General features: G+C 72.7%; 22 protein-coding genes. 10 read left to right on the forward strand and 12 right to left on the reverse strand.

Annotation, left to right across the window (positions count from 1 at the left end):
* Positions 1 to 71 precede the first annotated feature (71 nt).
* A complete protein-coding gene (locus ACQBJO_RS16155; protein ID WP_421007881.1) occupies positions 72 to 2,657 on the reverse strand; it encodes a flavin-containing monooxygenase in 2,586 nt (861 codons plus the stop codon).
* Positions 2,658 to 2,858: 201 nt separating this feature from the next.
* Here ACQBJO_RS16155 and ACQBJO_RS16160 point away from each other — a divergent pair, with 201 nt between their 5' ends.
* The 3 genes from ACQBJO_RS16160 (at position 2,859) to ACQBJO_RS16170 (ending at position 6,734) form a co-directional block, all read left to right on the forward strand.
* The gene (locus ACQBJO_RS16160) at positions 2,859 to 5,141 is read left to right on the forward strand and encodes an ATP-binding protein (RefSeq protein ID WP_421007880.1); all 2,283 of its coding nucleotides are present in this window, start codon (positions 2,859 to 2,861) and stop codon (positions 5,139 to 5,141) included.
* A 139-nt stretch (positions 5,142 to 5,280) separates the two neighbouring features.
* The gene (locus ACQBJO_RS16165; protein ID WP_421007879.1) at positions 5,281 to 5,715 is read left to right on the forward strand and encodes a MerR family transcriptional regulator; all 435 of its coding nucleotides are present in this window, start codon (positions 5,281 to 5,283) and stop codon (positions 5,713 to 5,715) included.
* Complete coding sequence (locus tag ACQBJO_RS16170) at positions 5,712 to 6,734, forward strand: aldo/keto reductase (protein ID WP_421007878.1); 1,023 nt, start codon at positions 5,712 to 5,714, stop codon at positions 6,732 to 6,734. The genes ACQBJO_RS16165 and ACQBJO_RS16170 overlap by 4 nt, the downstream gene beginning before the upstream one ends.
* A gap of 7 nt (positions 6,735 to 6,741) precedes the next feature.
* Here the strand turns inward: ACQBJO_RS16170 and ACQBJO_RS16175 are convergent, their stop codons facing one another.
* Both ACQBJO_RS16175 and ACQBJO_RS16180 read right to left on the reverse strand, forming a co-directional pair.
* The gene (locus ACQBJO_RS16175) at positions 6,742 to 8,109 is read right to left on the reverse strand and encodes an amidase (RefSeq protein ID WP_421007877.1); all 1,368 of its coding nucleotides are present in this window, start codon (positions 8,107 to 8,109) and stop codon (positions 6,742 to 6,744) included.
* A 1-nt stretch (position 8,110) separates the two neighbouring features.
* Positions 8,111 to 9,094 carry a D-2-hydroxyacid dehydrogenase gene (locus ACQBJO_RS16180; protein WP_205353055.1) on the reverse strand — a complete coding sequence of 328 codons (984 nt, stop codon included), beginning with the start codon at positions 9,092 to 9,094 and terminating at the stop codon, positions 8,111 to 8,113.
* Positions 9,095 to 9,164: 70 nt separating this feature from the next.
* Between ACQBJO_RS16180 and ACQBJO_RS16185 the strand changes: the two genes are divergently transcribed.
* The 3 genes from ACQBJO_RS16185 to ACQBJO_RS16195 are packed head-to-tail and all read left to right on the forward strand — an operon-like array spanning position 9,165 to position 11,309.
* Complete coding sequence (locus ACQBJO_RS16185) at positions 9,165 to 9,911, forward strand: maleate cis-trans isomerase family protein (RefSeq protein WP_421007876.1); 747 nt, start codon at positions 9,165 to 9,167, stop codon at positions 9,909 to 9,911.
* Positions 9,908 to 10,657: a maleate cis-trans isomerase family protein gene (locus ACQBJO_RS16190; RefSeq protein ID WP_421007875.1), complete on the forward strand. Its 750-nt coding sequence runs from the start codon at positions 9,908 to 9,910 to the stop codon at positions 10,655 to 10,657. The genes ACQBJO_RS16185 and ACQBJO_RS16190 overlap by 4 nt, the downstream gene beginning before the upstream one ends.
* Positions 10,644 to 11,309, forward strand: a complete 666-nt coding sequence (locus ACQBJO_RS16195) for a GntR family transcriptional regulator (RefSeq protein ID WP_068314957.1) — start codon at positions 10,644 to 10,646, stop codon at positions 11,307 to 11,309. The genes ACQBJO_RS16190 and ACQBJO_RS16195 overlap by 14 nt, the downstream gene beginning before the upstream one ends.
* 160 nt (positions 11,310 to 11,469) lie before the next feature.
* Here the strand turns inward: ACQBJO_RS16195 and ACQBJO_RS16200 are convergent, their stop codons facing one another.
* Complete coding sequence (locus ACQBJO_RS16200) at positions 11,470 to 12,234, reverse strand: TetR/AcrR family transcriptional regulator (protein WP_421007874.1); 765 nt, start codon at positions 12,232 to 12,234, stop codon at positions 11,470 to 11,472.
* 171 nt (positions 12,235 to 12,405) lie between these two features.
* Entirely contained in the window at positions 12,406 to 13,608 is a 1,203-nt protein-coding gene (locus ACQBJO_RS16205; protein ID WP_421007873.1) for a Glu/Leu/Phe/Val dehydrogenase dimerization domain-containing protein, read from the reverse strand.
* Positions 13,609 to 13,780: 172 nt separating this feature from the next.
* Here ACQBJO_RS16205 and ACQBJO_RS16210 point away from each other — a divergent pair, with 172 nt between their 5' ends.
* Positions 13,781 to 14,695: a LysR family transcriptional regulator gene (locus ACQBJO_RS16210; protein WP_068314960.1), complete on the forward strand. Its 915-nt coding sequence runs from the start codon at positions 13,781 to 13,783 to the stop codon at positions 14,693 to 14,695.
* Here the strand turns inward: ACQBJO_RS16210 and ACQBJO_RS16215 are convergent.
* The 3 genes from ACQBJO_RS16215 to ACQBJO_RS16225 are packed head-to-tail and all read right to left on the reverse strand — an operon-like array spanning position 14,692 to position 16,615.
* A complete protein-coding gene (locus ACQBJO_RS16215; protein ID WP_421007872.1) occupies positions 14,692 to 15,312 on the reverse strand; it encodes a DUF998 domain-containing protein in 621 nt (206 codons plus the stop codon). The genes ACQBJO_RS16210 and ACQBJO_RS16215 overlap by 4 nt on opposite strands.
* Positions 15,312 to 15,683 carry a hypothetical protein gene (locus tag ACQBJO_RS16220; RefSeq protein ID WP_157075614.1) on the reverse strand — a complete coding sequence of 124 codons (372 nt, stop codon included), beginning with the start codon at positions 15,681 to 15,683 and terminating at the stop codon, positions 15,312 to 15,314. Before ACQBJO_RS16220 ends, ACQBJO_RS16215 begins: the two co-directional genes overlap by 1 nt.
* A complete protein-coding gene (locus ACQBJO_RS16225; protein ID WP_421007871.1) occupies positions 15,680 to 16,615 on the reverse strand; it encodes an alpha/beta hydrolase in 936 nt (311 codons plus the stop codon). The genes ACQBJO_RS16220 and ACQBJO_RS16225 overlap by 4 nt, the downstream gene beginning before the upstream one ends.
* A gap of 92 nt (positions 16,616 to 16,707) precedes the next feature.
* Between ACQBJO_RS16225 and ACQBJO_RS16230 the strand changes: the two genes are divergently transcribed.
* On the forward strand, positions 16,708 to 17,343 hold the full coding sequence (locus ACQBJO_RS16230) for a DUF3105 domain-containing protein (protein ID WP_421007870.1): 636 nt from the start codon (positions 16,708 to 16,710) through the stop codon (positions 17,341 to 17,343).
* Positions 17,340 to 17,972 (forward strand): DUF305 domain-containing protein, encoded by a 633-nt coding sequence (locus tag ACQBJO_RS16235; protein WP_421007869.1) that lies wholly within the window; start codon positions 17,340 to 17,342, stop codon positions 17,970 to 17,972. Before ACQBJO_RS16230 ends, ACQBJO_RS16235 begins: the two co-directional genes overlap by 4 nt.
* A 51-nt stretch (positions 17,973 to 18,023) precedes the next feature.
* Here the strand turns inward: ACQBJO_RS16235 and ACQBJO_RS16240 are convergent, their stop codons facing one another.
* Entirely contained in the window at positions 18,024 to 18,404 is a 381-nt protein-coding gene (locus tag ACQBJO_RS16240) for a type II toxin-antitoxin system VapC family toxin (RefSeq protein WP_421007868.1), read from the reverse strand.
* Positions 18,401 to 18,628: a FitA-like ribbon-helix-helix domain-containing protein gene (locus tag ACQBJO_RS16245; RefSeq protein ID WP_421007867.1), complete on the reverse strand. Its 228-nt coding sequence runs from the start codon at positions 18,626 to 18,628 to the stop codon at positions 18,401 to 18,403. Before ACQBJO_RS16245 ends, ACQBJO_RS16240 begins: the two co-directional genes overlap by 4 nt.
* 53 nt (positions 18,629 to 18,681) lie before the next feature.
* On the opposite strand from ACQBJO_RS16245, the gene ACQBJO_RS16250 reads away from it, so the two are divergent.
* Positions 18,682 to 19,656, forward strand: a complete 975-nt coding sequence (locus tag ACQBJO_RS16250; protein ID WP_421007866.1) for a threonine ammonia-lyase — start codon at positions 18,682 to 18,684, stop codon at positions 19,654 to 19,656.
* Here ACQBJO_RS16250 and ACQBJO_RS16255 read toward each other — a convergent pair.
* Positions 19,653 to 20,357: a transporter substrate-binding domain-containing protein gene (locus ACQBJO_RS16255; RefSeq protein WP_421007865.1), complete on the reverse strand. Its 705-nt coding sequence runs from the start codon at positions 20,355 to 20,357 to the stop codon at positions 19,653 to 19,655. The genes ACQBJO_RS16250 and ACQBJO_RS16255 overlap by 4 nt on opposite strands.
* A 51-nt stretch (positions 20,358 to 20,408) precedes the next feature.
* A complete protein-coding gene (locus ACQBJO_RS16260) occupies positions 20,409 to 20,960 on the reverse strand; it encodes a GNAT family N-acetyltransferase (RefSeq protein WP_421007864.1) in 552 nt (183 codons plus the stop codon).
* Positions 20,961 to 21,011: the final 51 nt, after the last annotated feature.

The following is a 21,011-nucleotide window of genomic DNA, read 5'->3' on the forward strand; positions in this document are numbered from 1 at the left end:
GCCCCGGTGCGGTCCCGGCAGTACCACCGGGTGCACCAGGGCGACCCCTTTGCGGTTGGATCTCAGGCGACCTAGAGGACGCGGGCCGCCGCCAGCTTCGCCGTGAGAAACTCACCGGCCGCCGCACGCTGCTCCTGCGCCCGGAAGACCGCGCCCGAGAGCAGGTAGACGTCGTGTGCCAGTCCCGCCGAGCGTCGCACCATGACCTCGCCGCCCGCGGCCCGGACATGCTCGGCGAAGTCCTCCGCCTCGTCGCGCAGGGTGTCGCACTCGTTGGTGATGACCAGGGTCGGCGGCAGCGTCGACAGGTCACCCCGGACGAGGTCGAGACGCACGTCGGTGACGTCCTCGGGTGCCGAGGCGTACTGCTCCCCGAACCACGCGAGGTCGTCGAGCTCGATGACGTAGCCCTCGGCGAACTGCGTGCGCGAGGGCGTGTCGACGGCCGCGCTCACGAGCGGGTTGACGAGCAGCAGCGCCGAGAGCTCGATGCCCTCCGCGGCCGCCTGCAACGCCGCGGACGTCGCGAGGGTGCCGCCGGCGGAGTCGCCACCCAGCGCGACCCGCGCGGGGTCGCCACCGTGCTCGGCGGCGTGCTGCACGGCCCACCGCAGCGCAGCACTCGCGTCGTCGTGCGCCGCGGGGAAGCGGTGCTCCGGGGCGCGTCGGTAGGTCGCCGAGACGACGATCGACCCGGTGCGGTTGGCGAGGTCACGCACCGGCTCGTCGATCATGTCGAGGCTGCCGGTGACGAAGCCGCCGCCGTGCAGGTAGACGATGACGGGCAGCGGGCCCTGCGCCTCGGGGACGTACACCCGCAGCCGCTGCTCGGGGTCGTCGCCGTAGGCGTGCTCGATGACGCTCGCGACCTCCTGCTTGGGCGCCTGCATGTCGACGAAGGACTCGACGACCGCACGGGCGCCCTCGACACCCGCGGCCCGGAAGCCCGGGAACTCCTGCTGGCGCAGGGCCTCGACGATGAACATCACGCACGGGTCGAGGGCGGGCGAGCTGGTCGCCGAGGCCAGCCCGGCGGTGTCCGCGGCGAAGGCGAAGCCGCGGTAGTCGTTGCGCTGGACGTTGTCGCAGATGGCCCGGTAGCGCGGCGCGCCGCCGAGGTAGACGAGCACGCGCCGGGGCTTGCCGGGGATGTTGGCGCCCATGTACCAGGAGCTCGCCGACCTGGGCAGCAGCGTCATCTCCGCGACCGCGTTGACCTCGTGGACCCACTGCTCCTGCCCCTGGGCGGTCGCGTCGACGACGCGGTGCCCGTGCTCGCGCATGTAAGCGATGGTGTCGCCGATGAGGTCGATGTGGTCCTCGATGGCCAGCGGCATGTTGTAGAGCACCGACGGGCTCTGCGGTCCCGTGACCATGAAGAGGTTGGGGAAGCCGGCGACGGTCAGCCCGAGGTAGGTCTGCGGGCCGTCGGCCCACTCGTCGGCCAGGCGGACCCCGTCGCGACCGGTGATGTCCATGGCGAGCAGGGGGCCGGTGCACGCGTCGAAGCCGGTGGCCAGGACGAGGACGTCGAGCTCGTGGACCGTGCCGTCGGCCAGCCGCACCCCTTCGGGGACGACGGCGTCGATCGCGTTGCTGCGCACGTCGACGATCGAGACGCTCTCCCGGTTGAAGGCCTCGTAGTAGTCGGTCTCCAGCGGGGGACGCTTGGTCCCGTAGGGGTAGGTGGTCGGGCAGAGCAGCTCGGCGGTGGCCGGGTCGGCCACCCTCTCCCGGATGCGACTGCGGATGTACTCGGCCGCCGTGTCGTTGGCGTCCTGGTCGGTCAGCACGTCACCGAAGCTGTCGATGAAGAGACGGAACCCGCCGCGCTCCCACCGGTCGTCGAAGACGGCTCGCCGCTCCTGCGCACTCACCGCGAGTGCCGAGGGCTGCACGTCCGAGTACGGGACACCGAGGAAGTGGTTGCGCGAGGCGTCACGGATCTCGCCGTAGCGCGCCTTCTCCTCCGCCTCCTCCTGCGGGTCGGTCGCGTAGTTGCCGATCGGGGTGGCGAAGTTGGGCGTGCGCTGGAAGACGGTGAGCGAGCGCGCCTCCTTGGCGATCTCGCTGATCGCCTGGATGCCGCTCGACCCCGTGCCGATGATGCCGACGCGCCGACCGGCCAGGTCGACGTCCTCGCGCCAGTTGCCGGTGAGCAGGACCCGACCGGCGAAGCTGTCGACGCCGGGGAAGTCGGGCGTCTTGGGCACCGACAGGGTGCCGCCACCGGAGACGAAGTATCGGGCCGTCGTCACCGTGCCGTCGTCCGTGGTGACCGCCCAGAGGGACTCGGCGTCCCGCCAGGTCACCGAGGTGACGCGCGTGTCGAAGGTGATGTCCTTGCGCACGTCGAAGCGGTCGGCGACGTGGTTGAGGTAGCGCAGGATCTCCGGCTGCGCGGGGAAGCGCTCGCTCCAGTGCCACTCCTGCTGCAGCTCCTCGTCGAAGGAGTAGGAGTAGTGGACGCTCTCGATGTCGACGCGGGCTCCCGGGTACCGGTTCCAGTACCAGGTGCCGCCGACGTCGCTCGCTGCGTCGAAGGCGTGGACGTCCAAGCCCATCCGGTCGCGGAAGGCGTGGATCCCGTAGATGCCGGCGAAGCCGGCACCGACGATGATGACGTCGTGGTCGGGGGTCGCGCTCGTGCTCGTCATGGGGGACTCCTTTGTCCGGGGCGGTCGGTCCGCCGTCACCTCCCGAACGTGGCAGCCGGGGCCCGACCCGCACAGGGGTGAGATCACCCCCTTCGCCACCCCACTTGTCCACCCCCTCACCCCCACCCGCTCCCCAGGGGCGTTCCGCGGTGGCGGCTCACCGGGTGACAGCCGGGGCCAGCCGCCCTACCGTGCACATCCATGACGCGCACCCAGCCGATGACGCGGTTCATCGGGCGTGAGGAGAGCCTGCAGCGCACGCGGGCCCTGCTGGGCAGCGCGCGCCTGGTCACCGTCACCGGCCCCGGAGGCATCGGCAAGACCCGTCTCGCCCGGGAGGTCGTCGCGCGGGCCGCACCCGCCTACCCCGACGGGGTGGCGGTCGTCGAGCTGGCCGACCTCGAGGACGGCGGTGAGGTCGCCCCCGCGGTCGCCTCGGCGCTCGCGGTGCCCGACCAGTCGACGAGGTCGGCGCGGGACCAGATCGTGCGCCACCTGACCGGTCGGCGCACGCTGCTGCTCGTCGACAACTGCGAGCACGTGCTCGAGGCAGCCGGGGACCTGCTCGCGGACCTCCTCGATGCGATCGACGGACTGTCGGTGGTCGCGACCTCCCGGGAGCCGCTCGGCCTGCCCGGCGAGCAGATCCACCCGCTGGGGCCGATGGACGTGCCCGACCCCGACCGCACCGACCCGGCGCAGGTCGAGGCCGCCGAGGCGGTGCAGCTCGTCGTCGACCGGGCCCGGGCGCTCGTGCCCGGCTTCGAGATCACCGACGACAACCGCGCTGCCGTCGTCCAGCTGTGCGAGCGCCTCGACGGCATGCCGCTGGCGATCGAGCTGGCCGCCGCGCGGTTTCGCAGCCTGTCGGTCCAGCAGGTCCTCACCCGGCTCGATGCGCGCTTCACCCTGCTCACCGGCGGCGCCCGCGGCGACCTGCCGCACCACCGCACGCTGTGGGCCCTCGTCGAGTGGAGCCACGACCTGTGCACGTCGGCCGAGCAGCTGCTGTGGGCGCGGCTGTCGGTCTTCCCCGGGACCTTCGACCTCGACGCGGCCGAGACGGTGTGTGCCGACGAGGACCTGCCCGCCGAGCAGGTGCTCGACGTGCTCGACCGGCTCATCGCCAAGTCGATCGTCACCGCCGACGCGTCGGGGGCGACGATGCGCTACCGGCTGCTCGTCACGATGCGCGAGTACGGCGCACGACAGCTGGGCGAAGGGGGCGCCCGCACCGCTCTCAAGCGTCGGCACCGTGACCACTACCTCGCCCGGGCGGACCGGATGGTGCGCGAGTGGTGCGGTCCGCACCAGCCCGAGGCGCTGGCCGCCGCGCGCGAGGACCATGCCAATGTCATCGCCGCGCTCGAGTGGTCGGCGAGCTCTGCGGGTGAGGAGCAGTCCGCCGCGCGACTCGCCTCGCTGCTGCGCTACCACTGGATCGCCGGCGGTCGGCTGAGCGACGGACGTCGGTGGCTCGAGCGGATCCTCGGCCTCGTCGTCGAGGAGACCCCCGAGCGCGGTGCGGCGCTGTGGGTCGCGGCCTGGGTGTGCCTCATCCAGGGCGACCGGGACCGCGCGCACGAGCTGCTCACGGCGTGCCGCGAGACCGCCACGGTGCTCGACGACGAGGTGCTCGCCGCGCACGCCGACCACTGGACCGGCCTGTGGCACACCTTCAGCGGGACCATGCCGCAGGCCATCGAGCACTACCGCGCAGCCGTCGCCGTCTTCGAGCGGCACGGGCACGACGCCGCGGCGGGGACCGCGCTCTTCCAGCTGGCGATGGCCCAGACCTACGACGGTGACCACGACGCGGCCCTCGACACCTGCGACCGCGTCCTCGGCCTGAGCGCGCAGCACGGTGAGCAGTGGTGCCGCGCCTATGCCCTGTGGGTCACCTCCGTCTGCCAGTGGCACCGCGGTGACCGGCCGCTGGCGGAGGCCGCGGGACGAGCGGCCCTGGAGCTGCAGCGTGGGTTCCGCGACGGGATCTGCATCGCCCTGTCGACCGAGCTGCTCGCCTGGGTCGCGTGCGCGGGCGACGACGCCGCTCGGGCCGCTGGGCTGGCCGGGGCGGCCGATGCGGTCTGGGCGCAGATCGGCACGTCGATCGAGGCCTTCGGCCCGCAGATCCACGCCGAGAGCCTCGCCGTGCGCGCCACGCTGGACGAGCGGCTGGGCGCACCCACGGCGCAGCGGCTGCGGGCCGCGAGCCACGACCTCACCCGTCTGGGTGCCGTCGAGCTCGCGCTCGGCACCTCGACCGTGCCGGATGCGCCCGGCGAGCCGGACAGCCCCCTCACCCGCCGCGAGCACGAGGTCGCCGAACTCATCGCCGAGGGCCTGACCAACCGGGCGATCGCCGACCGGCTGGTCATCTCGCCGCGGACCGTCGACGGCCACGTCGAGCGGATCTTCGGCAAGCTCGAGGTCACCTCGCGCAGCCAGGTCGCCGCCTGGACGACCGCGCGGTCCCGCTGAGCCCGACCCACCCCCTTCGCGCTGGGAGGGAGTGGCTGACGCGCAGCCGCCCAAGGACATGCGCGTCAAGGGCCCGAACTCCCGCCCGGCGAGATCCGCCCTTGCGCTGGAGTGCGCTCCAGCGCCTAGCGTCTGTGCCATGACCGATGCAGTGGGGATCGCCGAGGTGTCGCGACGGTCGGGGCTGACGCAGGACACGCTCCGCTGGTACGAGCGTGAGGGGCTGCTGCCCCGGGTGGCGCGCGGGTCCGACGGGCGCCGCCGGTACGAGGAGGCCGACGTGCGCATCGTCGAGCTCATCGTGCGGCTGCGCTCGACCGGGATGCCGGTGGCCGAGCAGAGGCGGTTCGTCGACCTGCTCGACGAGGGCGCGGCGAGCCACGGTCGGCGGATGGCCCTGCTGCGGGAGCACCGGATCCGGGTGCTCGACCGCCTCCTCGGGATGCGCGAGGCGCTCGGGGCCATCGAGGACAAGATCGACCACTACGAGCGCCTCATCGCCGCCGGCCTCGACTGCGACGAGACGACCATCACCGACGACGCCGTCCTGGCGCAGCAAGGGAGCACACGATGACCGACACGACCATCGACCTCGGGCACGGCCTGACCGTCAGCCGGATCGGCTTCGGGGGCATGGCCCTCAGCCACGTCTACGGCGCGACCGACCCGAGCGAGGCACGACGCACGCTGGAGCACGTCATCGACGCCGGGGTGACCTTCATCGACACCGCCGACGTCTACGGCCAGCCCCGCGAGGGGACCGAGGGACCGGCCGGCACCAACGAGGAGCTCGTCGGCGAGGTGCTGCGGACCCGACGGGACGAGGTGCAGCTCGCCACGAAGTTCGGCATCACCGGCCGGCTCGGCGCGGGCAGCTCGCCCCGGGGCGACCGTGACTACGTCCGCGCCGCCTGCGAGGCCTCGCTGCGGCGGCTCGGCACCGACGTCATCGACCTCTACTACATGCACCGCCGCGAGCTGACCCGACCGATCGAGGAGACGGTCGCCGCCATGGCCGAGCTGGTGACCGAGGGCAAGGTGCGCCACCTCGGCCTCTCCGAGGTCACCGGTGACGAGCTGCGCGCCGCGGCCGCCATCCACCCGATCACGGCGGTGCAGAGCGAGTGGAGCATCTGGTCGCGCGACGTCGAGGCGGCCGTCGTCCCTGCGGCGCGGGAGGTCGGGGCGGGGTTCGTGCCCTACTCACCGCTGGGTCGCGGATTCCTCACCGGGACGCTCACCCGTGAGGCGATCGGGGCCAGCATGCGCAAGGACCAGCCCCGCTTCGACGAGCACTTCGAGACCAACCAGGCCGTCGTGCGCGTCGTGGAGGCCGTGGCCGACGAGGTCGACGCGACGGCCGCCCAGGTCGCGCTCGCCTGGCTGCTCGCCCAGGGCGACCGCCACGGGATCCCCGTCGTCCCGATCCCCGGCACGCGGCGCACCGAGCGGGTCGACGAGAACTTGGGCGCCCTCGAGGTCGCCCTCGACGAGGACCACCTCGCCCGGCTGGACGAGGCGGCGGACCTCGTGGCCGGGCAGCGCAACCTCACCTTCAACGGCCCGGAGTGGATCTCGGCCGGTCGCGAGTGACCCTCGCTCAGGTGAGCACCGACTCGATCCACCGGGCCGCGGCCAGGACGAGGTCGTCGGAGTGGCGCGGCCCGACGATCTGCAGCCCCACGGGGAGCCCGGCCGCGGTCGTCCCGCACGGGATGCTGATCGCCGGCTGCTGGGTCATGTTGAAGGGGTAGGTGAAGGGTGTCCAGTCCGGCCACCCCCGCATCCCGCTGCCCGGCGGCACGTCGTGACCTGCCTCGAAGGCGACGATCGGCATCGTCGGGGTGAGCAGCAGGTTGTGCTGCTCGTGGAAGGCGCCCATGGTGATGCCGAGCTGGGCCGCCACGGCGCGCGCCTGGAGGTACTCGACACCGGAGCTGGCCTCCCCTTCGTCCCAGACACGACCGAGGCCGGGGTCGATGGTCTCCCGGGCGCCGGGCATGCCACGCAGCAGGGTCGCGGCGCCGGTCGCCCAGAGCAACTCGAAGGGCTCGCGCGGGTCCGCGAAACCGGGATCGGCCGCGTCGACGGCCAGGCCGGCCGCCGCGATGCGCTCGACCGCGGCGTCGACGACCCGGCCGACCTCGTCGTCGACCCGCGCCCAGCCGAGGTCACGCGACCAGGCGACGTGCAGGCCGGTGAGGTCGCGGGCGAGCTCCCCGCGGAAGGTGCGCGTCGGCGGGGCGAGCGAGGTCGGGTCGCGCGGGTCGGGCATCGAGAGGATGTCCATGAGCAGGGCCGCGTCCTCGACCGTGCGGGTCATCGGACCGGCGTGCGCGAGCGGGCCGAAGGGGCTGGCGGGAAACATGGAGATCCGCCCGTGGGTCGGCTTGAACCCGACGATCCCGCAGAAGGAGGCCGGGATGCGCACGCTGCCACCGCCGTCGGTGCCGACCGCGACCGGCGCCATGCCCGCGGCGACCGCCGCGGCGGCGCCCCCCGACGACCCTCCTGCCGTCGTCGAGGGGTCGACCGGGTTGCGGGTGATGCCGGTGAGGGGTGAGTCGGTGACGCCCTTCCACGCCAGCTCCGGGGTCGTCGTCTTGCCGACGAAGACCATGCCGTCGGCCCGGAGTCGGGCCGCGACGGGCGAGTCGACGTCCCACGCCTGGTCCGGGTCGACGGCCCTGGAGCCGCGAAGGGTGGGCCACCCCTCGGTGAGGAAGATGTCCTTGATCGAGATGGGCACCCCGTCGAGCAGACCCTGCGGGTGCCCCGCGCGCCACCGCTCCTCGGAGGCGCGGGCCTGGACGAGCGCGGCCTCCCGGTCGACGAGGCAGAAGGCGTTGTACTCGCCGTCCACCGCCTCGATCCGGTCGATCACCGCGTCGGTCGCCTCGACGGGCGACAGCTCGCCGGCGCCGTAGGCCGCGACGAGCTCGACGGCGGTCATCTCGGTGGGGGTCATCTCAGCTCCCGTCGGTCGGTACGTAGCCCAGGGTCGTGTCGACGACGTGCCGCAGCGGCTCCTCGTCGACCCAGCGGACGAAGTTGTCGGCGAACAGGCGCACGAGCTCGTCGCGCCACCCGATGAAGTCCCCCGAGTTGTGCGGGGTGACGAGCACGCCCGGCAGGTCCCACAGCGGGTGGTCCGCGGGCAGCGGCTCGGTGGCGTGGACGTCGAGCGCGGCTCCGGCGATCGCCCCCTCGCGCACGGCGGTCACGAGGTCGTCGGTGACGACCGACTCGCCGCGGCCGACGTTGACGAAGCGTGCGTGGTCGGGCATCGCGCGGAAGGCGGCGGCGTCGAACATCCCCCGCGTGTCGTCGGTGAGCGGGGCGATGCACACGACCCAGTCGGCCCCGGCGAGCGCGTGGTGCAGGTCCGCCTGGGCCGTCACCGTCCCGAAGTCCGGGTCGTCGGTGCGGGCGCGCCGCCCGGAGCCGGCGACCTGCATGCCCGCCGCCCGCAGCAGCCGGGCGACGGCGCGACCGATCTGGCCGGTGCCGACGACGAGCGCCCGGGAGCCGGCGACCCGCTCGGACTCGCGGTGCACCCAGCGGCGGGCCTGCTGCAGCTCCCACGAGCGGGGCAGGTCCTTGGCGAAGGCGAGCACCACCCCGAGGACGTACTCGGCGATGGCTCCGTCGAAGACACCGCGGGAGTTGGTCAGGACCACGTCGCTGCCGCGCACCTCCGGCGACAGGATCGCGTCGACGCCCGTCGAGGCGACGTGGATCCACTCGAGGGCGTCGGCCGAGGGCCAGGCATCGGGGATGGCGGTGGAGAAGAAGTCGTAGGCGAAGAGGACCTGCGCGCCACGGATGGCCCCGGGCAGCTCCTCGGCGGTCGCGTACCGGACCTCGCGAGCACGCTCGACGACCGGCGCCATCGCCTGCTCGCCGGGGAGGTCACCGTCGTGGAGCACCACGACCACGGGCTGCCTGGGCATGTTGACAACGTATGAGCGGGTTCCTAGATTGTCAACAATCTGGCAATCCAAGGCGAAGGGGGGTCCTGGCGTGGAGCTGACTGACGTCGAGTTCGACGGTCCGCTGGCCCAGCGCGGCATCGGCGTGATCGCCCCCTTTGACCTCGCGCTGGAGCGTGAGCTGTGGCGCTGGGCGCCGCTGGAGGTCACCTTCCACCTGGCGCGCACACCCTTCGAGCCGTTGCCGGTGAGCCTCGAGATGGCGCAGCGGGTCTCCGACGTCTCCGCACTGCAGACCGCCACCCGGGAGTTGCTCGGGGTCGAGCCCGAGGTCGTCGCCTACCTGTGCAGCTCGGGAAGCTTCATCCACGGCCGCGACGGCGAGATCGCGCTCGCCGACGCCATCCGCGCCGCCGGCGCGCCCGATGCGGTGACCTCCTCCGGCGCCCTCGCCGAGGCCGTCACGACCCTTGGGCTGCAACGGATCTCGGTCATCACGCCCTACGACGCCCCGCTGACCGACCGGCTCGTCGCCTTCCTCGGGGAGCTGGGTGTCGAGGTCGTCACGGCCCAGCACCTCGGTCTCGGCGGTGGCATCTGGCGGGTCAACTACCGCACCGTCGCCGAGCTCGTCTGTGCCGCCGACGACCCGGCCAGCGAGGCGCTCTTCGTCTCCTGCACCAACCTGCCGACCTACGACATCATCGACCCGCTCGAGCGCGACCTCGGCAAACCGGTGCTCACCGCCAACCAGCTGACCGTCTGGTCCTGCCTCGACCGCCTCGGGCTCCCGATGATGGGACCGGGCCGCTGGCTCGGAGAGGTGTTCGGTCGATGAGCACGACCTCCGGAGGCAAGCTCGTGACGGCGGGGATCATCTACCCCGACCACGCAGCTGAAGACGAATACCCCTGGGCGGCACGGCTGCTCAGTCACCACCTGCCGGTCACGCACGTCTACGGCACCGATCTGCACGCCGTGCCCGAGCTGCTCGACCTCGGCCGACCCGACCGACTGGCCGGCGGCGCCGCCGCCCTCGCCGAGCACCGGCCGCAGTCGGTGATGTGGGCGTGCACCTCCGGCAGCTTCGTCTACGGCCCAGAGGGGGCGCGCGAGCAGATCGACCAGCTCGCCGCGGCCGCGGGCGTGCCCGCGTCGAGCACGAGCGCCGCCTTCGTCGAGGCGCTCGCCAGCCTGGGCCTGAGCCGTGTGGCGGTGGCCGCGAGCTACCCGCAAGCCGTGGCCACGCTCTTCGTCGACTACCTCGCGGCGGCCGGCGTCGAGGTGCTCGCCATGTCGAGTGCCGGCATCGACACCGCCGCCGAGGTCGGTGCGCTCACCAAGGAGCAGGTCGTCGACCTCGCCGCGGCACACGACCATCCCGAGGCGCAGACGCTCCTCGTCCCGGACACGGCGATGCGTACCCTCGCGGTGATCCCCGACCTCGAGGCCCGCCTCGGCAAGCCGGTACTCACCGCCAACCAGGTGACCATCTGGCAGGCCCTGCGGCTGGCCGGGGCGCGGCCGACGTCGTCCGTGCTGGGGGCCCTCTTCGCACGAAGGCAGGACGATGCCGGTCAGTGACCTCACTCCCCCACCGCGGCGCTCCACCGTCGAGCTCATCGCCGACGAGCTGCGCGGCGCCGTGATGTCCGGGCGCCTCGAGCCGGGCGAGCAGCTCGGCGAGGCGGAGCTGGCCGCGCACTTCGAGGTCTCGCGCGGACCGCTGCGGGAGGCGATGCAGCGTCTCGTCTCGGAGGGGATCCTGCACGCGATCACCAACCGTGGCGTCTTCGTCAGCGAGCTGACCCTCGACGACGTGCGCGACGTGTACCGCACCCGCTCGGTCATCGAGCGGGGCGCGCTCGAGATCGTCATCGCGGAGGGACGACGCGAGGAGACGGCGGCCGAGCTGGCGCAGGTCGTCGAGCGGATGCACACGGCGGCGGCGAAGGGGGACGGTCCGGCCGTCTCGGACGCCGACCAGCACTTCCACGAGGCGCTCGTCGAGGCCTCGCGCAGCCCGCGGCTCACCCGGGCGATGCGCACCCTCATCGTCGAGACGCGGATGTGCCTGGGCGAGCTGCGCACGACGTACACCGACCTGGCGACCCAGGTCGAGGACCACGACGCCCTGCGCCTGGCGATCCTCGAGGCGACACCCGCGCGGGCCAAGGCGGCGCTGCAGGCCCACCTCGACGACGCGGTCGAGCGGCTCGTTGCCAAGCGCACCTGACCCGCGCGGGCTTCTCTCTCCTCCCCCGGACTCCGGGTGGGGCGCGCATCCCCCTGACTGATGCGCGCCCCGGCCCTCCACCCGCACCCGCCCCGAGGGCGTACGCGGTGACGGGCCATCCGGGTCTCGGTCGCCCCCTGCAGCGACCGAGACCCGGACGTCATGCCCCCCGTTGCTGCAGCCCGCTGGCTGTTGGGCCCCCCTCCGGCACCTGGCGCGGCGGACCCGTGACCGGATCGACGCCGCCAAAGGCCGCCAGGTCGGCCATGACCTCGGCGAGCGGACGCCCCGGCGACGCCACCTCGACCAGTCCGCGGATCGTCGCCGACAGGGTCAGGGCCACGAAGCTGCGCGGGGCGATCGACGGCAGCTGCGCGTGCAGCGGCCCGGTCGTCTCGTCCGTGAGGAACTCTGCGAGCACCTGCTGCATCTGCGGCGTGTAGCCGTCGGGTTGGCCGCCCGGCAGCTTGCGCTCCTCCGACACCGCCAGGCCGATGCCGAGGAGGGTCACCACATTGGTCAGCGCGATGGCGACGTCGGCGTTGTGGCCGCGCCGGACGAGGGCGGCGATCTCGGCGGACAGCATCGTGCGCCCGGCCTGCCCGCGGGGGAAGAGCTGCTGCATGTACGCGCCGATGCCCGGGTGCTCGACGACGAAGTCGAAGAGCTGCATGCCGAAGGAGACGAGGTGCGGCTCGAGGGCTTGCTCCGGGTCCTCGACGATCTCGAGGTCGGCGAGCACGGCCTCGCCGACGAGGCGCTCCAGGTCCCAACGCCCGTCGACGTGACGGTAGAGCGCGGCCCCGGTGACACCGAGACGGGCCGCGACGGCGCTCATGCTCAGGTCGCGCATGCCGATCTCGCGCCCCACCCGGACGATGTCGTCCGTGGTGATGGTCGCCGGCCGCCCACCCGTGCTGTTCACCGAACCTCCGCGAAGTTACACCCTCTAACCAAGGGTCGGAAGAAGGATAAACAGGGACCCTCGCCGCTGTCGAACACGCATCCCCCGCTCGACTCTGCATTGCCCTACGGCAATGCAGAGTCTTGACGTCGAGAGGCTGCATTGCCGCAGGGCAACGCAGGGACCCGGCGATCAGGGGATGACGATCTCCACGCCCTCGAGCAGGTGCAGGTTGGTCGACGCCAGGGCGAAGCCGGTGTCGCGCATCGGCGTGCCGTCCTGGGTCCAGCGCTCCGCGAGCACCGCGACCTTGGACTGCATCTCGGTGGCCAGCCGGCGGAAGGAGTCCTGCGGGTCGGTGCCCACCTGCCCCTGCAGCAGCCACCAGGCCCACGCAGCCGCACCGGCGTTGGCGATGAAGTCGGGCACGACCGGCACGCCCCGGGCAGTGAGTGCGTCCTCGGCGCCCCACGTCGTGGCAGCGTTGGCCGCCTCGACGACGACCTTGGCGGCGACCTCGTGGACGTTGTCCTCGCGGATCGCGTAGGAGATCGCGGCGGGGACGAAGACCTCCGCCTCGAGCGAGAGGATCGCCTCGCGCGGCAACTGCTGCACGTGCGCGGGCACGCGGGTCCGGTCGATCTCGCCGTACTCGTCGCGCAGCTCGAGCAGGGCCGGGACGTCGAGACCCCGGCGGTCGACGAGCGTGCCGGCGGCGTCGGCGACGGCCACGACCTTGGCCCCGGCCTCGCGCAGGTACCAGGCGGCACCGCCGCCCATCGTCCCGACGCCCTGGATCGCCACCCGCGTCCGCTCGACCTCCCAGCCGAAGGCCCGGGCCGCCCCCAGGCAGGCCTGGGCCACGCCGTAGCCACCGATGACGTCACCGAGCGGCAGGCCGTCGGTGAGCACCTCGAGCCCGGCGTGCACCCGGGCGAGAGTGGCCTCCGGCTGCGGCGCCCGGGAGATCGCCGCGTGGAAGGACTGCCCCAGCCCCACCTCGGCGAAGGCCGCGTCGATCCGCTGCTGGGTGACCCCCAGGTCCTCGGCGGTGACCCACCGGCCGTCGAGCCACGGGCGCATCGCCGCGAAGAACCTCGTGAGGACACCGAAGGCCCGCGGGTCCTTCGGGTCGAAGTCCACGCCCCCCTTCGCCCCACCGACGGGCAGACCGAAGGCCGCCGTCTTGGTCGCCATGCCCCGCGCCAGGTCGGCGACCTCGGAGCGGGTGCACCCCGCGCGCATGCGGGTGCCGCCCGTGGCGATGCCGCCGACGAGGGTGTGCACGACGAGGTGACCGGTCGCACCCGTCACCGGGTCGGTCCACGTCACCTCGTGGGCCGGCGCGCGATCGACGAAGTCGGCCGCGGGGTCCGTGCCAGGGGTCCGCGTCAACCATCCCGTGTTGTCCGCCAGCGTCACGTGCGATCACCTCATCCGTGTCAGGAGCACCTACTCCTCCACCATCGGATGTGACCTGCTTCACGTCCAGTTACAGAAGGTGCACGTGATCGTGCACCCCCGCTGAACGATCCACGGACCGGCGCCGTACGCCTAATGTGGCGTCATGGAGCTGTCCCTGCGACGACTGCAGATGCTGCGCGAGCTCCACCGGCGCGGCACGGTGACCGCTGCCGCCCAGGCCCTGCACTACAGCCCGTCGGGTGTCTCCCAGCAGCTGGCCCAGCTCGAGCGCGAAGTGGGCGTCAAGCTCATCGAGAAGACCGGCCGGCGGGTCCAGCTCACCGAGCTCGGCCTGCTCCTGTCGGAGCATGCGGAGGAGATCCTCGGCTCGGTCGAGCGGGCGACCGCCGCGATCGAGTCCGCGCAGGAGGGGATCACCGCGCGCCTGACCGTCGCCGTGTGGGCCTCGGTGGCCTCGGGCCTGCTGCCGCGCACGCTGTCCGTGCTCCACGCGGCCCACCCGGGCATCGCGGTCAGTTCGACCGAGCTCCTCCCGGAGGAGACCGCCGACGCCGTCCGCGAGGGACGGCTCGACATGTCCTTCGTCATCGACTACTCGCGCCTGGCCTCCGACTGGGAGCCGGCGCTGCACCGCTCGGTCGTCGCCGTCGAGCGCCTCCACGCGGCCGTTCCCGAAGGGGTCGTACCTGACGACACCGTGTCGCTGGCCGCCCTCGCGGAGTTCCCGTGGATCCTCGCCGGACCGCGCTCGCACTTCGGTCGGGCGGTGCGGGCCGAGTGCCATGCGCACGGCTTCGAGCCGCGCATCGCGCACACGGTCGAGGAGCAGTTCACCGCGCTGGCGATGATCGCCGGCGGCCTGGGGGTCACCCTCGTCTCCGACCTCGGCCTGACCCTGCTGCCGCCCGGCGTGGACGTCGTCCCCCTCGAGGAGCCGGTGCTGCGCACGCTCTCGGTCGCGCACCGCGCGAGCTCGACGCCGCGCCCGTCGATCGACCTCTTCGTCGAGGCGGCGCGCACGGCGGCGGCGGAGCAGGGGCTCGGCGCGGCCACCTAGTCCCGCGACGCCGCCTGGGCAGCCAGCACGACGAACCCGGCGACGACCTGCCAGACGATGACCGCATCGACGGCCAGCCGCTCGGCGAACCCGAACCCGACGCCACCCGTCCAGACCAACGCGATGCCGGCGCACGAGACCAGTGCGCAGAGCGCGGTCCAGGCCGCCAGCACCCGGTACCGGCGGGCGAGCGCGCCGGTGATCGCCACGAGCAGCGCCGTCCCGCCGCCGATCGCCAGCAGGGCGCCGAGCCCGTGCAGGTTGGCCCGGTCGGAGGTCAGGCCGGTCGGGACGAGACCGACGAGCACCGTGCCGGCCCCGTGGACGATGGCGAGGGGGAGCACCGCCCAGCGCCACCGCGGGACGAAGGGAGCGAGCACGAGGGCCGCGAGCGCGACCCGTACCCCACTGACGACGAAGGTCGCGTTCATCGCCGCGTGCCGGGTCGACTCCGTGGGTCCGGTGTCGGACCACATGACCTCGGGGACGCCGAGGAGGCTGATCGCGTCCTCGGTCCACCGGTAGGGCCGCCCCTGCCACCCGGCGACGGCCCAGGCCTCGCCGAGCAGGTAGGCGAGGGCGAGCAGGAGCAGCAGCCCGCCGACGCGGCGGCGCATCAGACCCCGGACGAAGGGGGTGCCCCGGGGGCGTCGTCAGCCGAAGGGGCGTCGCCGGCGGCGGGTCCGCTGGCGGCAGGAGCGTCGGGTGCCTGGTCGGCGACGATGTCGACTCCGGCCACCAGGCCGGAGCGCACCTTGCCGAGCAGGTCGGTGGCCCGACCGCCCGTAAGGCGGTCGGCCTCGCCTTCGGCTCGGCCGAGCAGACCGTGCGCCTGGTCGCGGTGGTCGGCGGCGAAGGTCCCAGCCGCTGCCACGGCCTGCTGCGCGTACTTGGCCGCGGCCGCCCCGGCGGCCGCGAGGTGCTCCTCGAGGCGCAGGTCCTCAATGGCCTTGCGGGCGTCGTGCTTCTTGTCGACCACGGGACTCATGCCCCCTTCGTCGGGAGGTGCTCGTCGAGCCAGCCGATGATGTCGGCGGTGACCTCGTCGCGGTTGGTCTCGTTGAGCAGCTCGTGGCGGGCGCCGGGATAGAGCGTGGTGGTGACGTCCCGGACGCCACCGGCGCTGAAGGCCTCGCCGAGGGCACGTACGCCTGCGCCGTCCTTGCCACCGACGGGGTCGTCGGACCCGGAGACGACGAGCAGGGGCAGGTCGTGGGGGACGCGGGCGGCCAGGCCGGACAGGCGGTTGACTCCACCGAGCATGTCGGCGAAGAACCCGGCGGTGAAGACCTCGCCGCAGCGCGGGTCGTCGACGTAGGCGCGCACCTCGTCGCGATCCCGGGAGAGCCAGGCGAACTCGCCCTCGTCCTTGAACGGCTTGTTGTACGCGCCGAAGGTCATGGTGTCCAGGAGCTTCGACGTCGCGCGACGACCCCGGATCCGGCCCTCCACGGTCGCCACTGCCTGACCGACCTTGCCCAGGAGCCCGGGGTCGGCGGCCGTACCGGACAGCACCGCGCCGGCGTAGTCCTGCCCGTAGCGGGTGATGTGGTCACGGCCCAGGAGCGAGCCCATCGAGTGCCCGAAGAAGAAGACCGGCAGGCCGGGGTGCTCGTCGTTGATCGCCTGCGCGATCGTGTGCATGTCCTCGACCACCGTGTCCCACCCGTGGTCGTCGGCGTAGTAGCCGCGATCGTCGGGGGCGCTGGAGGTCGAGCCGTGGCCGCGGTGGTCGTGCATCCACGCGGCGTAACCCGCGTCGGTGAGCGCCTGGGCGAAGCGCACGTAACGACCCGAGTGCTCGGCCATGCCGTGGGCCATCTGGACCACCGCCTTGGCCTCGCCGTCGGGTTGCCACACACGGACGAAGAGCGGCAGGCCATCCTGCGGAGAGGTGATGGTCGTCGTCGTCGATCGCATGGGTTCACACTAGTGGTGACGACCCTCAGCCGACCTTCAGTTGACGGTGCAATAATCCGCGGCAGCCCCCGCCCCCCGACCCCGAGGGACCCATGAGCAGCAAGCAGCAGAAGTCCGCCCGCGAGGCCAAGCTCGCGCAGGCCCGCAAGCAGGCGAAGGCCAGCGAGCGCAAGCGCGCCGTCCTCCTCGCCGGCGCCTCCGGCTTGGTGATCCTCTTCATCGCCGGCGCCGTGGGCTGGGCGATCCTGAGCGAGCGCGAGGAGCGCGCCGCCTCGGGCGACCTGTCTGCCGTGAAGACCTTCGACTACACGGGCGGCAACCACGTCGAGGGCAAGATCGACTACAAGGAGTCGCCGCCGGTCGGCGGCGAGCACAACGCCGTCTGGCTCAACTGCGGCACCTACGACGAGCCCGTGCCCAACGAGCACGCCGTCCACGCCCTCGAGCACGGCGCCGTGTGGATCGGCTACGACCCCGACCTGCCTGAGGCCGACGTCAAGAAGCTGGACGACGCGCTGCCCGACACCTACACGATCCTCTCGCCCTACGAGGGCAAGATGCCCGGCAAGATCGTCCTGTCGGCCTGGAGCAACCAGCTGAGCGTCGACTCGGCTGACGACCCGCGGATCAAGGGCTTCATCAAGGAGTACCGGCAGGGCAAGCAGACCCCCGAGCCCGGGGCGGCCTGCACCGGTGGTGTGACCCCCGAGACGAGCCTGGTCAAGTGACCCCCAAGGTCGTCCTCGCCGTCGTCGTCGCGCTCGCGCTCGGCCTGCTCGGCGGGCTGTCCCTCAGCCGCACCGGCGGGGACGACCACCCGGGTGACCGCAGCGTCGCCGCGGGCTTCGCCCGCGACATGCAGACCCACCACGACCAGGCCGTCGAGATGTCGTGGATCGTCTACGACCGCACCGACGACACGCTCGTCCGCTCGCTCGCCTACGACATCGCCCGCACCCAGTCCCACCAGTCCGGCCAGATGGCCGGCTGGCTGCAGGTCTGGGGCCTGTCCCCCACCGGCCCCGGAGAGCCGATGGACTGGATGAAGGGTCTGGGCCACGACCACGGCGCCGAGGCCACCGAGCTCGGCGAGGACGGCCTCATGCCGGGCATGGCGACCCAGGAGGAGATCACGAAGCTCGAGGGCCTGCGCGGCAAGCGGGCCGAGGTCTACTACCTCCAGCTGATGATCCGCCACCACAAGGCCGGCGTCCCCATGGCCGAGGCCGCCCGCGACAGCTCCGGCAACCGGGCCGTGGAGACGCTCGCGTCGTCGATCATCAAGAGCCAGACGACCGAGGTCGAGACGATGACCACCATGCTCGAGGAGCGCGGCGCCAAGCCCCTGGCCGACTGACCCCGTGGGTCGAGGTGGGCCGAGCGCCAGCGAGGCCCCTCGAGACCGCCTCTAGAGCAGGACCACCTGGGCCTCGTGGCCACCGGCGGCCAGCTTGCGGTCGCACGTGTAGAGCGGCGCGTCGAGTCCCTCGGCCAGGGCCAGGTAGGCCGCGTCGTAGCTCGTGTACTGGTGTCGCAGCGACCAGACCCTCCGCGCGAAGGGAGCCACGTCCCGTCGCGTGATGTCGAGGTCGAGATAGATCCCAAGGGCCTCCTCGGCGCGCTCCGCCGCGAGCTTGCCCCCGAGCGTCAGGCCCCGCAGGACGGACAGCACCTCGACGTCCAGGTGCTGCGGTGCCTCGACCACACCGCTCAGGGCGTCGAGAAGTCGCGGGTCGGGCGCACGCCCCACGAGCGCCTCGACCATCGCCGAGGCGTCGACGACGATCACCGGCGGCTCTCCTGCAGGGCCGAGACGATCTCCTCGGGGGCCGGGGCCCACGTCCGGTCCACCTGTCGCAGTCGCTCGACGACCTCAGCATTGGTGGGGCGCCCGGCGAGCCGACGCAGCTCACCGGCGACGTAGGCGGACAGCGACTGCCCGTCGGCCGCCGCACGCTCCTTGAGCGTCTCGGCCACGTCATCGGGGACATCACGGATGTACAAGGTGGGCATGACCCCATGCTAGCGCTCTGCAAGCATGGGGTCCATGGGCCACGATGGTCTCCATGGACTTCGGGATCGAGACGATCAGGGCGGCCGCCGAGCGACTCGAGGGCCGGGTGCGCCGCACTCCGCTCCTCTCCTCCCCGATGCTCGACGAGCTCTGCGGAGCAACGGTGCTCGTGAAGGCCGAGGCCCTCCAGCTCACCGGGTCCTTCAAGATCCGCGGTGCGCTCAACACGCTGCTGTCGCTGAGCGACGCGGAGCGCGAGGCGGGCGTCCTCGCCTTTTCCACCGGCAACCACGGTCAGGCGGTCGCGGCGTCGGCGCGGATGACCGGCTCGACGGCGACGATCGTCATGCCGCAGGACGCGCCGCAGATCAAGGTCGACGGCTGCCGGTGGTGGGGCGCCGAGGTCGTCTTCTACGACCCCGCGACGCAGGACCGCGAGGTCGTCGGCCGTGAGCTCGTCGAGCAGCGCGGGCTGACCCTCGTCCACCCCTACGACGACCCGCGCGTGATGTCCGGTCAGGGGACCGTGGGCCTGGAGATTGTCGACCAGCTGCGCGAAGGGGGTCACTTGCCCGACGCGGTCATCGTCCCGTGCAGCGGTGGCGGGCTCTCGTCCGGCGTCATCACGGCGGTGCGGGAGACGCACCCGGGTGCGGCCCCCTTCGTCGTGGAGCGGGACGGCTACCCCAAGATGGCGCGCTCGCTCGCCTCCGGGCGGGTGGAAAAGGTGCCGGCCGTGCCGGTCTTCCTCGACGCCATCGGCTCGCCGACCGTCGGCGAGCACACCCTCGCCGCGCTCTCCCGGCACGGCGTGACCGGCCTCGAGGTCACAGACGACCAGGCCCGGGTCGCGATGCGCGAAGCGGTCCGCACGCTCAAGCTCGTCGTCGAGCCCGGCGGGTCCGCGGCGCTGGCCGCGCTCATCGCGCAGCGGGAGCCCTTCGCCGGGCAGACCGTCGTCGTCGTGGCGAGCGGCGGCAATGTCGACGCCTCGGTCATGTCCGAGGTGCTCGCCCACCGCCCCTAGTCGGAGGGCACGGTCGCGACCTGCCCGGCCCGCTCGAGACTCGCCGCGACGAAGCCGCTCGCCTTGATCTCGGCCACGATCTCGTCGAGTTCGGTCACGAGCCGCTCGGACCGCTCCCGCGGGACGGCCACAGCCTGACGGATCGCCTGGAAGGCCGGCTCGAGCACCGTCAGCCCGTGCTCCTGCGCATAGGCCGTGATCGGCTGTCGCACGCCGGCGAGCACGTCCGCCCCCGCGGCGAAGACGTCCTTCGCCTCGTCGCCCCGCTCGATCGTCGCGTGCTCGATGGTGCGGGTCAGGTAGAGGTCGTAGGCGGACCCGCGGCGGGTGGCGATGGTCGTCCCCGGCCGGTCGACGTCGGCCACCGTGAGCGAGGCGTCTCTGGTGGCGAAGACGCCCTCGATCTCGACGTAGGGGGTCGTGAAACGCACGCCCTCCTCCCGCGCCGGCTCGATCGCGAGGAAGCCGAGGTCCGCTCGCCCGTCGACCAGGGCCGCGTAGGCGTCACGGGCCGCGGTGACGGGCAGCAGCTCGACGTCGACCCCGAGACGGGCCGCGACCTCCCGGGTGATGTCGAGCGTCACGCCGGTGGGCTCCTGCGGCGTCCCCTGCACGAGGACGGGGTTGCCGAGGTTGATGACGGCGCGAAGGGGGCCGGTCGGGCAGAGGTCGGCGCGGAGCGTGTCCGAGGTGGTGGGCATGGTCCATGTATATCGGGGCATCGCCGACGCTCGCCGCCGTGCTCGCGGGCCCTACTCCCCCATGACGCCGGCCAGCTGGTCCGCTGCGAGCTCGCGGTCGGCGTAGACGAGGCGCACGGCGGCCGGGTCGGGGTTGCCGGCGTCGGGGCCGCGGTGCTGGAGCGTCAGGCCGAGCTTGTCGACGACCCGCCGGGAGGCGTGGTTGTGCTCGAGGAGGTAGGCGACGACGGGCACGTCCCGCACGGTGGGCGCCGCCTCGAGCGCGGGACGGGCGGCCTCGGTGGCGAGGCCCTGGCCGTGGGTCTCGGCGGCGAAGCGGTAGCCGAGGTTCCACCAGGCCGCGCGCGGCGAGCACCCGACGTGACCGATGACGGCGGCGTCGTCGTGACCACGCACGATCCAAGGTCCGAGCCCGACGTCTCGCCAGGCGACGGTCCAGGCGTCGAGCATCCGCTCGGTCTGCTCGACCGTCGTGTGGCGCAGAGACGGGAAGTGCGTCCACACCCGCGGGTCGGAGTAGATCGCGAAGAGCTCCGCCAGGTCGTCTCGGCTCGGGGCGTCGAGCCGCAGTCGCTCGGTCGTCAGGTGACGCAGGTCGGTCATGAGTCGAGTCCACCACGCTCGACCGACACCGCTCGGACGTGCCCTGTGGAC

Origin of the sequence: Janibacter zhangyanbonis (genome assembly GCF_050507325.1) — a bacterium.
Classification (GTDB): domain Bacteria; phylum Actinomycetota; class Actinomycetes; order Actinomycetales; family Dermatophilaceae; genus Janibacter.

Coding starts and splice junctions, on each gene's coding strand:
- ACQBJO_RS16155 (WP_421007881.1), bottom strand. CDS start 2,657: ATGACGAGCACGAGCGCGACCCCCGACCACGACGTCATCATCGTCGGT.
- ACQBJO_RS16160 (WP_421007880.1), top strand. CDS start 2,859: ATGACGCGCACCCAGCCGATGACGCGGTTCATCGGGCGTGAGGAGAGC.
- ACQBJO_RS16165 (WP_421007879.1), top strand. CDS start 5,281: ATGACCGATGCAGTGGGGATCGCCGAGGTGTCGCGACGGTCGGGGCTG.
- ACQBJO_RS16170 (WP_421007878.1), top strand. CDS start 5,712: ATGACCGACACGACCATCGACCTCGGGCACGGCCTGACCGTCAGCCGG.
- ACQBJO_RS16175 (WP_421007877.1), bottom strand. CDS start 8,109: ATGACCCCCACCGAGATGACCGCCGTCGAGCTCGTCGCGGCCTACGGC.
- ACQBJO_RS16180 (WP_205353055.1), bottom strand. CDS start 9,094: ATGCCCAGGCAGCCCGTGGTCGTGGTGCTCCACGACGGTGACCTCCCC.
- ACQBJO_RS16190 (WP_421007875.1), top strand. CDS start 9,908: ATGAGCACGACCTCCGGAGGCAAGCTCGTGACGGCGGGGATCATCTAC.
- ACQBJO_RS16195 (WP_068314957.1), top strand. CDS start 10,644: ATGCCGGTCAGTGACCTCACTCCCCCACCGCGGCGCTCCACCGTCGAG.
- ACQBJO_RS16210 (WP_068314960.1), top strand. CDS start 13,781: ATGGAGCTGTCCCTGCGACGACTGCAGATGCTGCGCGAGCTCCACCGG.
- ACQBJO_RS16215 (WP_421007872.1), bottom strand. CDS start 15,312: ATGCGCCGCCGCGTCGGCGGGCTGCTGCTCCTGCTCGCCCTCGCCTAC.
- ACQBJO_RS16220 (WP_157075614.1), bottom strand. CDS start 15,683: ATGAGTCCCGTGGTCGACAAGAAGCACGACGCCCGCAAGGCCATTGAG.
- ACQBJO_RS16225 (WP_421007871.1), bottom strand. CDS start 16,615: ATGCGATCGACGACGACGACCATCACCTCTCCGCAGGATGGCCTGCCG.
- ACQBJO_RS16230 (WP_421007870.1), top strand. CDS start 16,708: ATGAGCAGCAAGCAGCAGAAGTCCGCCCGCGAGGCCAAGCTCGCGCAG.
- ACQBJO_RS16245 (WP_421007867.1), bottom strand. CDS start 18,628: ATGCCCACCTTGTACATCCGTGATGTCCCCGATGACGTGGCCGAGACG.
- ACQBJO_RS16250 (WP_421007866.1), top strand. CDS start 18,682: ATGGACTTCGGGATCGAGACGATCAGGGCGGCCGCCGAGCGACTCGAG.
- ACQBJO_RS16255 (WP_421007865.1), bottom strand. CDS start 20,357: ATGCCCACCACCTCGGACACGCTCCGCGCCGACCTCTGCCCGACCGGC.
- ACQBJO_RS16260 (WP_421007864.1), bottom strand. CDS start 20,960: ATGACCGACCTGCGTCACCTGACGACCGAGCGACTGCGGCTCGACGCC.